The sequence below is a fragment of the Micromonospora mangrovicola genome, assembly GCF_047200535.1.
GTDB lineage: Bacteria > Actinomycetota > Actinomycetes > Mycobacteriales > Micromonosporaceae > Micromonospora.
In genome coordinates this window covers 1-12913 of record NZ_JBJZOG010000080.1, presented here as the reverse complement: position 1 = coordinate 12913, position 12913 = coordinate 1, and the positions used below count along the sequence as shown (strand labels likewise).

At 71.3% G+C, this 12913-nt stretch carries 11 protein-coding genes and 1 pseudogene; 6 read left to right on the top strand and 6 right to left on the bottom strand.

Annotated features, from left to right (window positions below; all coding sequences use genetic code 11):
* Position 1 precedes the first annotated feature (1 nt).
* From ACL02O_RS25315 to ACL02O_RS25305, 3 genes are read right to left on the bottom strand one after another with little or no spacing between them, the layout of a single operon-like run.
* Positions 2–1108, bottom strand: coding sequence for a glycosyltransferase family 9 protein (locus ACL02O_RS25315; protein ID WP_412820652.1), 1107 nt, complete (start codon positions 1106–1108; stop codon positions 2–4).
* 8 nt (positions 1109–1116) lie between these two features.
* A complete protein-coding gene (locus ACL02O_RS25310) occupies positions 1117–1656 on the bottom strand; it encodes an Hsp20/alpha crystallin family protein (protein ID WP_412820651.1) in 540 nt (179 codons plus the stop codon).
* Positions 1653–2159: a DUF2231 domain-containing protein gene (locus tag ACL02O_RS25305; RefSeq protein WP_412820650.1), complete on the bottom strand. Its 507-nt coding sequence runs from the start codon at positions 2157–2159 to the stop codon at positions 1653–1655. The genes ACL02O_RS25310 and ACL02O_RS25305 overlap by 4 nt, the downstream gene beginning before the upstream one ends.
* Before the next feature lie 160 nt (positions 2160–2319).
* On the opposite strand from ACL02O_RS25305, the gene ACL02O_RS25300 reads away from it, so the two are divergent.
* The 3 genes and pseudogenes from ACL02O_RS25300 (at position 2320) to ACL02O_RS25290 (ending at position 4743) form a co-directional block, all read left to right on the top strand.
* Entirely contained in the window at positions 2320–2937 is a 618-nt protein-coding gene (locus ACL02O_RS25300) for a pyridoxamine 5'-phosphate oxidase family protein (RefSeq protein WP_412820649.1), read from the top strand.
* 360 nt (positions 2938–3297) lie between these two features.
* Positions 3298–3747 (top strand): annotated as a pseudogene (locus tag ACL02O_RS25295) (SRPBCC family protein); the annotation flags it as partial.
* 432 nt (positions 3748–4179) lie between these two features.
* The gene (locus ACL02O_RS25290) at positions 4180–4743 is read left to right on the top strand and encodes a GNAT family N-acetyltransferase (RefSeq protein ID WP_412820648.1); all 564 of its coding nucleotides are present in this window, start codon (positions 4180–4182) and stop codon (positions 4741–4743) included.
* Positions 4744–5505: 762 nt separating this feature from the next.
* Here ACL02O_RS25290 and ACL02O_RS25285 read toward each other — a convergent pair.
* Positions 5506–5994, bottom strand: a complete 489-nt coding sequence (locus ACL02O_RS25285; RefSeq protein ID WP_412820647.1) for a hypothetical protein — start codon at positions 5992–5994, stop codon at positions 5506–5508.
* 341 nt (positions 5995–6335) lie between these two features.
* On the opposite strand from ACL02O_RS25285, the gene ACL02O_RS25280 reads away from it, so the two are divergent.
* Entirely contained in the window at positions 6336–7514 is a 1179-nt protein-coding gene (locus ACL02O_RS25280; protein WP_412820669.1) for an epoxide hydrolase family protein, read from the top strand.
* A 132-nt stretch (positions 7515–7646) separates the two neighbouring features.
* Here the strand turns inward: ACL02O_RS25280 and ACL02O_RS25275 are convergent, their stop codons facing one another.
* Positions 7647–8630, bottom strand: coding sequence for an ArsR/SmtB family transcription factor (locus ACL02O_RS25275; protein WP_412820646.1), 984 nt, complete (start codon positions 8628–8630; stop codon positions 7647–7649).
* A gap of 337 nt (positions 8631–8967) precedes the next feature.
* Between ACL02O_RS25275 and ACL02O_RS25270 the strand changes: the two genes are divergently transcribed.
* The gene (locus ACL02O_RS25270) at positions 8968–10254 is read left to right on the top strand and encodes an ATP-grasp domain-containing protein (RefSeq protein ID WP_412820645.1); all 1287 of its coding nucleotides are present in this window, start codon (positions 8968–8970) and stop codon (positions 10252–10254) included.
* The gene (locus ACL02O_RS25265) at positions 10251–11495 is read left to right on the top strand and encodes an MFS transporter (protein ID WP_412820644.1); all 1245 of its coding nucleotides are present in this window, start codon (positions 10251–10253) and stop codon (positions 11493–11495) included. The genes ACL02O_RS25270 and ACL02O_RS25265 overlap by 4 nt, the downstream gene beginning before the upstream one ends.
* 1034 nt (positions 11496–12529) lie before the next feature.
* On the opposite strand, the gene ACL02O_RS25260 is transcribed toward ACL02O_RS25265, so the two are convergent.
* The coding region (locus tag ACL02O_RS25260; protein ID WP_412820643.1) for a hypothetical protein at positions 12530–12913 on the bottom strand (384 nt) is incomplete at its 5' end.

The window sequence follows — 12913 nt, the reverse complement described above, 5'->3', positions numbered from 1 at the left end:
GTCAACCGGCCAGCAGCTCCCGGGCCGCCTCCACCACCTCGACCGCCGGCACGTCGGCCACGAACGAGTCCCGGTGCGGGCAGTCGCCGTCACCGGGCCGGTGCGGGTAGATCCCGGGGGTGCAGTCGATGCCGCAGACCGGGCAGCGGGTGGTCCAGGAGGCGATCGGCCGGTGCCGGGCGCGCAGCGGCGTCGCCCCGTTGATCAGGTTGCCGATCCAGTAGACGCCCACCGTCGGGGTGCCGACCGAGCCGGCCAGGTGCAGCGGCCCGGTGTCGTTGGAGACCACCAGCGCGCAGTCCGCGTAGCAGGCGGCCAGCCCGCCGAGGCTGAGCGTGCCGACCTGCGGGCGGACCGGCACGCCGGCCGCCGCCACCACCGCGTCGACCGTCGCCTGCTCGGCCGGGGTGCCGGTGACCAGCACCTCGTACCCGTCCCCGGCCAGGGCGCGGGCCACCTCGGCGAAGCGCTCCGGTGGCCAGCGCCGCCGGGTGTCGGTCGCGCCCGGGTGCAGCGCCACCCGCGGGCGGGTCGGCTCGCCGAGGACCGCGCGGGCCTCGGCCCGGTCGGCGACGGTGACCGCGAGAGCCGGGATGATCGTGGTGGCTGGCGCCCCGACCAGGGCCGCCGCCTCCAGGTAGCGGATCACCTCGTGCTGGTAGTAGACGTACCGGATCCAGCGGTCCAGCGGCGGCGCGTCCTCGGCGCGCAGGCCGGCGGTGACCCGCGCGCCCAGCCCGGCGACGATCGGGTTGGAGTTGCCGCCACCGCCGTGCAGCTGCAACGCCAGGTCGAAGCGTTCCGCCCGGGCCCCGGCCAGGAAGTCGGCCACCGCGGCCGGCGACTCGTCCGGCCCGGGGTCGCGGATCCCCGGCGCGGGCGGCACCACCAGCACCCGGTCCACCGGGCCGGGCCGGTCGCGCCAGAGCTTCGCGTGCCACGGCGCGCCGAGCAGCACGATCTCGGCGGCGGGGTACGCGGCCCGCAGCGCCTCCAGCGCCGGCAGGACGAAGATGAAGTCGCCGAGCGCGTTCGCCCGCAGCACGGCGATCCGCGAGACGTCGGGTACCCGCTCGCCGACCGGGCCGAGCACGGACGAGGTGGCCACCGGACCCCTTACGGCCGGTCGATCTCGTCGGCCGTGGTGTCCGGGTGGTGCAGCTCCCGGTCGGCGGCCGGGTCGGCCAGGGCCGGCGCACCTTCGGCGGCGGTGGCACGCGGGCCGGTGCGGCCGACGGTGATGGTGCGCGGCGCGGGCCGTATCGCCCGGGGCAGCCGCACCCGGAGCAGGCCGTGGTCCATCACCGCGTCGATCCGGTCCGGGTCCACCCGGGACGGCAGGTCCACCCGGTACTCGAAGCCCCGTGTCTCGAAGCCACCCGGGATGCCCTGGTCGGCGTTGACCTCGGCCTCCGAGCGGGCCCGTACGCACAGCTCCCGGTCGTCCAGCTCGACGGCGACCTCCTCCGGTGCCACGCCGGGCAGCCGGACGATCACCTCCCAGCCGTCGGCGACCTCGGTCAGCTCCACGTCGGGGGTGCCGGAGCGGCCGCCGACCAGGCGGCTCAGCTCGGACCGCAGCGACTGGAGTTCGCCCATCGGGTCCCAGCCCTGCTGGCGCGACCGCCAGCCCCGGCCGCCGCTCTGTTCCGTCATCGCACGTCTCCGATCCGCTGGTTTGTCGAGGGGGGTCGCAGCGAGCTCGGGGCGTTCAGGTCGTGCTCCGGGTCGACCCCGACGCCGAGCCGGTCCACCAGCTCGCCGCCGAGCCAGGCGCTGATGCCGAGGATCGCCACGGCGACCACCTCGATGGCGATCAGGGCGCCCCCGGCGGCCCGGGAGTCGGCGTTGAGGCGGACCACCCAGACGGCGGCGAAGAGCAGGATCACCGCGACGTTGGCGGCGGCGTGGGTGAGCCCGACCCGCCTGGCGCGGGTGCCGGCGGGCAGGGCGAGCAGGTCGACCGTGCCGGCCGCCGCGGACAGCAGCCCACCGATCAGACCGACGGTGATGTTCCAGTACGCGACCTCGCCCAGGAAGTCCGGCCCGCCCACCGTGTCGACCACGTCGAAGATCACGGCCGTGGCCAGGAGCGCCACCGGGAACATCACCAGCATCGGGTGCACCGGATGGCCGAGCACCTTCAACCGGCTCTCCATCTCCGCCTCCATCGTCCGGGCGCGCTGCGAGTGACGCGGTACCCGCCGGTTCCGGGGGCAAACCTCGCGTTCGACGCGCTCTCCTAGGCTGACGATGGCGGACTCCGGTCCGGTCGTGGGCCGGAACCGCCGTCATGGTCAACGGACGGGGGAGGAAGACGTGACGACGGAGGTCACCAGCGAGGTGGAGCTGCGCGAACTGCTCGGCGCCCCGGGCCGGCGGGCGCTGGCCAAGGAACGGACCGTGCTGCACGCGCAGGACCGGGAGTGGCTGGCCGCCTCGCCGTTCTGCCTGGTCGCCACGGCCGGCGCGGACGGCAGCTGCGACGTGTCGCCGAAGGGCGACCCGCCCGGCTTCACCCTGGTGCTGGACGAGACGACCATCGCCATCCCGGAGCGGCCCGGCAACCGGCGGGCCGACGGCTACCGCAACATCCTGGCCAACCCGCACGTCGGGCTGATCTATTTGATCCCCGGGCGCACCGACACGCTGCGGATCAACGGCCGGGCCCGGCTGATCAGCGACGCGCCGTGGTTCGACGACCTGACGGTCAAGGGGCACCGCCCGGTGCTGGCGGTCGAGGTGACCATCGAGCAGATCTTCTACCACTGCGCGAAGGCGTTCCTCCGCTCGGAGCTGTGGCGGCCGGAGACCTGGCGGCCGGACGTGCTGCCGTCCCGGGCCCGGCTGATCAAGGAGGTCGAGGCTCCGGTGGAGAGCCTCGCCGAGCTGGAACGGCACTACGGCCCGGACTACCTGAAGTCCCTCTACTCCTGACCGGCCGCGTCCCCCGGACGCCCGCGCCCGTACGGGATCGATCGTCATGTTTCGGCAGGTGACGGCAGGGATATCAGGAAACCTCCAGCAACTTCACAGTGGAGGGTCAGATGGCTCAGCAACCGTCGTACGCCGACCACGCCGGGGCCCCCGCGGCGCCGGCCGCGCGGCCGCCAACTCCGGCACCACCGCCTGATCTGCCGGCTCGGCACGGAGCTGGCGGGGGAGGCACCGAGCGGATGACAGCTGCGTGCGGGCCCGCGACCGGAGGACGTCCGGTCGCGGGCCCTTCGTCACGGTTGAGTCGGATGTCCTCGGGTACGGATCCAGGTGCGGACGAATGAACGACGAGGAGGATCGATGACCACCAAGGTGGAGAAGTCCATCGAAGTCGACGTGCCGGTCAGCACCGCGTACAACCAGTGGACCCAGTTCGAGGAGTTCCCCCGGTTCATGGGCGGCGTCCAGGAGGTGCGCCAGCTCGACGACCGGCGGATGCACTGGGTGGCCGAGATCGCGGGCGTGCGGCGCGAGTGGGACGCCAGGGTCCTGGAGCAGGTGCCGGACCGGAAGGTGGCCTGGGCGGCCACCAGCGGCGCCACCAACGCGGGCGCGGTCCACTTCCAGCCGATCGGCGCCGACCGCACCCAGGTCCGGCTCTCCCTCGAGTACGAGCCGGAGGGGCTGGTCGAGAAGGCCGGCGACAAGCTGCACCTCGTCGAGAAGCGGGCCGAGGCCGACCTGGAGAAGTTCAAGTCGTACATCGAGAGCCGCGGCGCCGAGACGGGCGCCTGGCGCGGCACGGTCGACGACGGGCGCACCCTCGGCACGCCCGGCGTGGAGCACGCCGCCGGCTCCGTGGGCGACGACGGCCGGGCCGGTGTCTCCGGCACGGCCGTGGCGGTGGGCGCGACGGCCGCAGGCGTGGCGGCGGCCGGCGCCACCGCGGTGGCCAAGCACCGCGCGGATCCCGACGACGAGCCCGCTCCGGAGACCGACACCGGGTACGTGGCGACCGACCTGCCCGCGCAGCGGGCGCGCACCTTCCCGGCTGATCCGGCCGACCCTGCCCGCAACCTCTGACCGTTCCTCTCCCTGCCGGAGTGAGCCCGGTGGGCCGGCCCAGGCCGTGCCTGCCGGGCCCACTTCGTCTGGTACGACCGGTGGTGATCCGGCGGATGGCCGACCCGCTGGTCGGACGGGGGCCGAGCATCGCCGGGGAACGCGCTACCGTCGGGCGCTGTGGACACACCGCGGATCACCGTGGCCGGGCCGGCGGACCGGGCGCGGGTCGTCGCCTCGCTGGTCGCCGCGTTCGCCCGGGATCCCGTGCTGCGGCACCTCTTCCCCGACGAGGCGACCTACCCGCGGTACGCCGCCGCCTTCTTCGGCCACCTCTTCGACAAGCGGGTGCGCCGGCGGACGATCTGGACCGTCGAGGGTGGGGCGTCGGTGGCCATCTGGGAGCCGCCGCTCACGGATGCCGGAGCGCCGGACGACGCCCTCGCCGCCCAACTCCCAGGCGACGCGCTGGCCAGGGTTCGCGGCTACGAGCACGCCGTACACGCGGCGCTGCCGACCACCCCGTTCTGGTACCTCGGCGTCCTGGGCACCCACCCCGACCACGCCGGCCGGCGCTGGGGACACGCCGTCATGCGGGCCGGCCTGCGCCGCGCCGAGGCGGACGGCCTGCCGGCGGTGCTGGAGACCAGCAGCCCGGGCAACGTCGAGATGTACCGCCGCGCCGGCTGGGAGGTGGTCCGCACGCTCACCGAGCCGGTGGACGTCTGGGTCATGCGGCGCTGAGGCGCCATGGAGACGGTGAGCTCGGCGCTGGCCCCGACCGCGATGACCGCCTGGTTTCCCGATGGGCACCGCCGGGAAGCAAGGGGCAGTGGCCACCGTTGATGAGCCGTCCGTGGTTGAGTTCCGGCGCTCGCCTCGCCGACGCGTTGTCAGTATGGTCGTGGCTCTGCTCGTCGCCGCCGCGGTCGTCACCGCCGCCAGCCTGCTGCAGCACCGCCGGTGGTGGGAACTCGTCCTGCTCTACGGTCCCGTCGCCGTCGCTTCCGGGGCTGTGGCACGGTGGTCCCGCAAGCACCGACCCCGGCTACCCCTACGGCTGACAGACACGGCCCTGGAGGTGACCGGCCCTGACGGCAGCACGCTGGCGATCGACTGGTCCAACGTCGCCCGGGCGAGGGTCCATGGATGGTTGGAGCCGCGCCTGGAAGTGACGCCGGTGGACCCCCGGCGCACCCGGCCTCCGCTCGAGGCTCATCAATGGTCGGGGCTCGGGCGACACAAGCCGTACGAGCTGGCCATTCCGATTGACCGGATGAGCCCCGACCGCCGAACCCTGCGCCGGGAACTCGCCCAACGACTACCTGGGAACTCCTAGGGCTACGGATCATTTCTCCCCACCGGCACCGACGGAAGTTCCCGTTCGGCGCGGGCTCGGGGGTGGAACAGCGCTGCCGGAGCGGCCGAACATGCGATGCGGCACCTGTGCCAAGTGGAGCGGATCCGGGCACCGCCGGGCGGTGCCCGGGATCCGGATAGTTGGCGTCAGCAGACCCGGGCGGTCCCACCCTCACGGAACCCCATGTAGTAACCGCTGGCCTTGTGATAGATGTCGATCGTCGCGTATGCCTTCGTGCACTGGTACGCGGTGTTGGTCGGGTAGGACTTGACCTCCTGCTGGTTCCACCCGCCCGACCTCTCGCCCAGGTCCGCCGACCACTCACCCGGGGAGGTCTCCGCCCGGATGCCGGTCGACAGCACATGGATGTCCCACGTTGTGTAGGCCTGATCCCAGATCCAGACGTACGACCAGTTGCGTTGACTCCCCGAGCAGGTGCCGTAGAACTGCTTCACCGACGCGATGGTGAGCCCGCTGAAGTCGGTGACATGGACCGTCGGACCGCGCTGTCTGATGGTGGTGCAGTCGCTACTGGGGGCGGTGCCGGCCTGGGCCGGCCCGGCGGTCAGTACGGAAGCGGCGGCGAGGCCGATGACACAGATCAGCGCGGCTACGCGACGGGCGAGACGGGACATGCGTGGTACTCCTTCGAATGAGCGCCGGTCCGGCGCGACGGGTGGTCGATCCCGGCAGTCGCGGATGCACCGCCCGCACGGCGTAGCGGGTACCACATCCCACGTCGCCCCCGCGGTCCGCCGACCTCCTGCGGGCTGGGTGCGGCCCGGTGCGCACGCTTGAGGTCGGAATCCCGAGCGGCTTGGTTCTGGGCCTGCTCGTCGCATGGGCCGCCCGCGCGACCGCGAAACGGCCTGGTCTCGGCGCGGCCGGGGGTTCTGAGGAAGCCGATGCTCGGGGCAAGGCCCCGTCGGTTGGACGTAACATACGCGAAGTGACGACAGGGACGGCCAGCGAAGATATCCATTCCTTTCATCTCGATATTCCGCAGGGCGACCTGGATGATCTGCAGGAACGTCTCGACCGCGCCCGCTGGCCCGACGAGCTGCCGGGTGTGGGATGGGCGTACGGCGTCCCGCGTGACTACCTCAAGGAGCTCGTGCACTACTGGCGTCAGGAGTACGACTGGCGGGTCGCAGAGGCCAGGTTGAACCGGTGGCCACAATTCACCACCACGATCGACGGCGCGAACATTCACTTCGCCCACCTCCGGTCACCCGAACCAGACGCGACCCCGATGCTCATGACGCACGGCTGGCCCGGCTCCATCGTCGAGTTCGCCGAGGTGGTCGGCCCACTCACTGACCCCCGTGCGCACGGCGGCAACCCGGCCGACGCGTTTCACCTGGTACTTCCGAGCATCCCGGGATTCACGCTGTCCGGGCCGACCAGCGAGACAGGTTGGGAGTTCAAGCGGGTGGCCGCCGCGTTCGCCGTGCTGATGGAACGTCTCGGCTACGGACGGTACGGTGTGCAGGGCGGCGACTGGGGCGCGATCATCTCGCGAGAGCTCGGCCGAACCCGATCCGACCGGGTCATCGGCGTACATCTCAACCTGCTGCCCAACTCCTTTCAGCCGCAGGAACCCGACCCACACGAGTTGGCTGCTCTGAGCCCGAATGAGCGCCAGCGCACGCTGGCCTCCTGGGAACGCATCAAGGCCTGGAGCCGCGAGCGTCAGGGATACGCCGACATCCAGTCCACGCGGCCACAGACGGTGGCGTACGGCTTGACCGACTCACCGGTGGGCCAACTGGCCTGGATCGTCGAGAAGTTCAAGGAGTGGACGGACTCCGAGAGCCGCCCGGAGGACGCCGTCGACCGTGACCAGATGCTGACCAACGTGATGCTCTACTGGCTGACCGGCACTGCCGGCTCATCCGCCCGCATCTACTACGAACGGGCGCACGCCGACTACCGGGGCCTGCCCCCCGAACCGTCGACGGCCCCGACCGCGCTGGCCGTCTTCCCACATGACAACTTCATTCCGCTGCGACACATCGCGGACCGCACAAACCACATCGTGCAGTGGACGGAGTACGACCGGGGCGGGCACTTCGCGGCAATGGAACAACCAGCACTCCTGGTCAACGACATAAGGGCCTTCTTCGGGAAACTCCGCCGGACCGCCCCGAACTGACCCGTCAACGTCACCGGGCGATACCACCGCTACGGCCGGCCGAGCCGGCCGGTGCCGGCCGGAGGTCGCCCCCAGGCCGGGGCGGGACGAGATCAATCCCCCTCGTGGGTCACCCGGAAGGAAGCGCACCGGTCATGCGGCCGCCGCCAGTAGCGTCTCCGCGGCAGGCGTACGCACGTTGAGCACCGCGTGCCCGGACCGGTGCGCGGTGATGAGGCCGGCCGCGCGCAGCATTCCCAGGTGCTGCGAGACACCGCCAGCAGACATGCCGGTGCGCCGTGCCAGCTCGGTGGTGGACGCCGGTGACTCCAGCTCGACCAGCAGCTGAGCACGCGACTTGCCGATCACGGCGGCCAACGCCTCGGGTGGCGCACCGGCCGCGCCCTCCCACAGCGTCCCCACGCCCCTCGGCGGGTACGCCAGCTGCGGGTTCTCGGGCGAGGCGACGGTACGCACGGCGGGCCAGACGAAGACGCTCGGCACCAGCAGCAGCCCGGCCCCGGACAGCACCGTCCCGCCCGAGCACCACTTCTGCGCGATGGACAGCGTGCTCTCGTCCCAGCCGATACGGTCGTGCAGGCCGTTGAGCAGGCCCGCCGCGCCCTCCTCGACGAGCAGCCGGGCCCGGTGGAAGACCTCGGCCTCCAGCAGGGCACGGATCCGCGGCCAGTCGGCCGCGAGCGCGATGTCCCAGTAGCTCCGGATCTCCCCGGCGAGGCGGGCCAGCCCGGCGGCGGGATCGGCGTACATCGCCCGCACGGCCGGGGTGAACGGGACCTCCAGCTGGTCGAGGTCGGCGCGCACCGTCGCCGGCGGCGTGGCCAGCACGATCTCGAGCTCCGCCTCGATGTCGGGGCTGAGCGTGGACGACGGCGGGGTCAGGAAGTCCGGCATATAGCGCGGGCCCGGCGGGATGAGGCCGGCGAGCAGACTGTCGCCGCCCGGGCCGAGACCGGCGGCGGCCAGCCGCGGGGTGACCCGGCGCAGCCACGGCAGCTGCACGGCATGGCCGCTGGGCCCCTGCAGCACGTGGAAGCTCGACGCGACCTCCCACAGGCACGACAGGACGATCCGGATCCGCGCGACGTCGCCCGCGGAGAACTCGATCGTGAGCACCGGACCTCCAAGATTCGGCTGGAGCTAAAACAGTACTGCGCACAACCGTGCTCGACGAGGCTGCTCGCATGGTCACCACGGAGCTCGCGGACCCGCCCGCCGGCGCCGCTCCGCCCACCGGAGCGGGCGGCCGGTGGCGCGCCGCGCTCGCCGTGCGCCTCGCCGACCTGCCCCGCCCGGGATTGCTGGCCGCCCGTGGCTACGGCGTGGTCCTGCACGCCCGCCCGATGGGTGGTGGTCGTGCTGCTCGTGCTCGCCCAGCAGACCGTGGCCTAGGTCACGTCCGTCCCGACTCCCGGCGAGCCGCCGGGAGCAAAACGTGAGAGAGGGAGCCACGTTGTCCGACGATCTCGTACCCACCGGCCGCCGCTCCTCGGCGGTCGCCACCGGACGGCCTCGCGTCCTGGTCGTCGGCGGCAAGCTCAAGCAGGTCCGCAAGGCCCGGGAACTCGGCCTGGACGTGGTTCACGCCCAGTTCCCGGACGAGTACGACCGCGGCCACTGGCCCTACGTCGATCAGGCGCTGCTGCTCGACTACGGCGACATCGACCGGCTCCTGCCGCTGGTGCGGGCGCTGCACGAGGCGTACCCGTTCCAGGCGGCCGTGTCGCTGTTCGAGCTCGGGCTGCTGCCGACGGCGCGGATCAACGAGGCGCTCGGCCTCGGCGGCGAGTCCGTCGCCACCGTGGAACTGCTGCTGGACAAATGGCGGATGCGCCGGCATCTGGCCGCGAGGGGCATCAGTCCGGTGGCCTCCGCGGTCGGCCGTTCCGCGCAGGACGTTCGGGAGTTCGTTCAGGCGCACGGGCTCCCGATCATCGTCAAGCCGATCTCCGAATCGGGCAGCCTGAAGGTGTTCTGCATCCGCGACCAAGCCGACGTGGACGTCGTCGCCGAACGGTTCCGATCCCTCGACGGGCGTTGGACCGCCAGGGACCTGGTCCGTGCCGAAGCCTTCGACGAGTTCCTCATGGAGGAATTCCTGGACGGCCCGGAGATCAGCATCGAGACCCTGACCTTCGACGGGCGGCATGTGGTCGTGGCGGTGACCGACAAGGAGTGCAGCGGCCCCGGTTTCGTCGAGATCGGGCATTCGCAGCCCAGCGGCTGCTCGGCCGACACGCTGCACGAGGTCACGCGGTTGGTCACGGACTTCCTCGACGCGGTGGGGCTGCGCAACGGTCCAGGGCACACCGAGATCAAGCTGACCTCGCGCGGCCCGCGGATCGTCGAGTCGCACAACCGCATCGGCGGTGACCGGATCAATGAACTGACCGAGATCGCCTACGGCGTCGACATGGAGCGCTACGCGCTGGGCGCCAGTTTCGGCGTGGTGGAGCCGCTGGCCACGTCGCCGGAGCCTCGGGGCGGGGCGGCCGTCCGGTTCCTCACGCCGGAGCCCGGACGGGTCGTGGAGGTGAGCGGCGTCGACGCCGTGCGCGCGGACCCGGCGTTCGTCGACCTCCAGTTGGAGGTGGCGCCGGGCGACGAGGTGCCACCGCTGACCTGGAACGAGGACAAGGTCGGTCACGTCATCGCCCGCGGCGCCACCGTCACCGAAGCGATCGCCCACGGCCGGCGGCTGGCCGCGGCGATCCACGTACGCACCGAGCCCACGGCGTGAGCACCACGACGCCGGAGCGGTCGGTCGCCGACGAGCCACGATTCCGCGACGCGCTGCGCACCCTGCCCGGCCGGGTGTGGATCATCAGTCTCGGCATCCTGGTCAACCGGGTCGGCAATTTCCTGCCCGTGTTCATCGTGCTCTACCTGACCGGGCGCGGCTACTCCGCCGGCGCCGCAGGGTTCGTGCTGGGCATGTCCGGTCTGGGCAACGTACTCGGCAACACCGTCGGTGGCTACCTCACCGACAGGATCGGCCGGCGGTGGACCATCGTGCTGTCCGCCGTGACCACCTCCGGGCTGACGGCGATCGTGCCGTCCCTCGGACCGTTCCCGATCACCGTCGCGGTGGTCGGCCTCATCGGCGTGACGTCGCAGATCTACCGGCCGGCCGCAGCCGCGGTACTGCTGGACTCCGTGACGACCAACCAGCAACGACTCGCCGCCTTCGGCGTGTTCCGGGCCGCGATGAACATCGGCGCCGCCCTGGGCGGCGTCATCGGCGGCGTGCTGGCCAGCACCTCCTACGTGGAACTCTTCCTGAGCAACGCCGCCGCGTGCCTGCTGTTCGGCGTGGTCGTGGCGGTGCTGCTACGGGATGCGCCCCAGCCGCGCTCCGACCAGAACGACGCCGACACGCACGCGAGCCAGGCGGTCGGGTACCGGCAGGCGCTCGCCGACCGCACCCTGGTGCGATTCCTGCTGATGACCGTGGTCGCCGAGTTCGTCTACATCCAGTCCACCGTCGGCCTGCCCCTGCACGTCAGCGACGTGGGTCTGAGCGCGCGCGACTTCGGTCTCCTCATCGGGCTCAACGGTCTGCTGGTGTTGGTGCTGGAGCTGCCCACCACCGCCGCGGTCGCCCGGTACCGGCCGGAGCACGTACTGGCCGTCGGCAACCTGCTCGTCGGTGTCGGTCTCGCACTGACCGGATTCATGACCCACATGGTCCTGCTGTCGGCGACAGTGCTGATGTGGACGCTCGGCGAGATGATGTCCAGCTCCGTCGCCTACGCCTACCTGGGAAGTCTGACTCCGCCACGGATGGTCGGGCGCTACCAGGGGCTGCACGGCACCGCGTACACGATCGGTACGGGCACCGGACCGCTCATCGGCGGCGCCGTGTACGCGATCGGCCCATGGGCGCTGTGGACCCTGGTCGGCGCGGCCGGGCTGCTGTCCGCCCAGCTCTGCCTGCCGCGCCGCCGCTCGACGCCCGGGGCGGACGAACCGGATTCCTGACCGGGGGGACGACGCGAGGGCGCCGGCCGCCGACGTACCCGGGGGTCTGCGACGCCTACGTGGCCGACCACGCCCGACTGCCACGCGTCGCAGCGACCAGGTCCGGTATCACCGGCCACGACGGCGGCCCACCCGACTATTCGCCGGACGGCATCGGGGCGCGCGGAGCGGGCCCGTCGGGCACTGGCCACGCTCTCCTCGGCGCGAGCGGCCGACGCGGCGGCGAACGCCACAGCGGTGCAGCGAATGCTCGGGCACGCCTCGGCGTCGATGACGCTGGACGTGTACGCGGACCTGTTCGGTCACGACCGAAACGCGGTCGTCAACCGGCTGGACAAGGCGGTCGCGGCGTGGGATGCGGACCGGCACGGTCGGCGGCGATGTTGTCAACCTTGGAAACGCCGAAGCCGGTCGTTTGAGACCTTGGCTTCTTCACCGAGCCGCCTGACGGAATTGAACCGTCGACCTACGCATTACGAGTCAGTCTCCGAGCGCTGGTCCCCAAGCCGGACATGGCGTCCCGGTCCGCCGTCGTCCTTGCATGCTCGCTGGTTGGCTGCTCGCTTGACTGCTCGACGGGAGCCTGCTCCTGTGCCAGGTGCCAACCCTCATGCTCCGCCACGGCTGTCGACAGCCAACTGCCGCGCCAGCCGGCGAATCACCGGTGTCGGGTCCGACTTCCGATACAAGCGCACCGCAGGTTCACGCAGCTTATCGGGGTACTTCTTCGGTGCTGCCACGAATGAGCCCCGTCAGCTCCATCAGAGCACGATCGAAAGCCTCCAAGCTGCCGGGGGAACCTCACAGCGAATGTTCCTCGATCAGTGCCAGGTGATGGTGTCGTCATCGGAGATCGCGCTGTCCTGTGTCAGTGGCTACCGGTTGTTGTTGCGCGTCTCGCTGACTTCTTGCTGACCCCAGCCTCTGGGGCGGACTGGAACCGAGAACTCTTCCGAAGATCTGTGGATCGTCTCGTATCGGGCGGATCCGGCGGGACAGGGCGCGACACAAGCGGTGCCCTGTCCCGCAAAGACCTACTTGGCCGGGACGACGTCGGTTGGCAGGTTCACCTTCACCTGGACGCCGTAGTCGAACAGTTCGAGCGTCGCGGTGTAGGTGCCGGTGTCGAGCCGGCCCTTCGCCGTCGACTGCCACGTGCCGTTGAGTGCCACCTTCCCAATCCGGCCGTCGGCATCACGAGTGATGTCACCCGACGTAGTGGTTGACCCATCCTTGTCTTGCGTGGCGTACTCGAAGTGCAGCGTGCCGTCCGGGTTCTCGCGAACGGTCGCGTTCGCCATCTTGAGTGCCTTGAACAGCGCCGCCGGGTCCGGTGCCGCAGCACCCAGAACCGTGTCCGGGTCACCGTAGAGCGACAGGCGATCGTACTTGCCCGGGTACTGCCCGTAGCGCCCGTA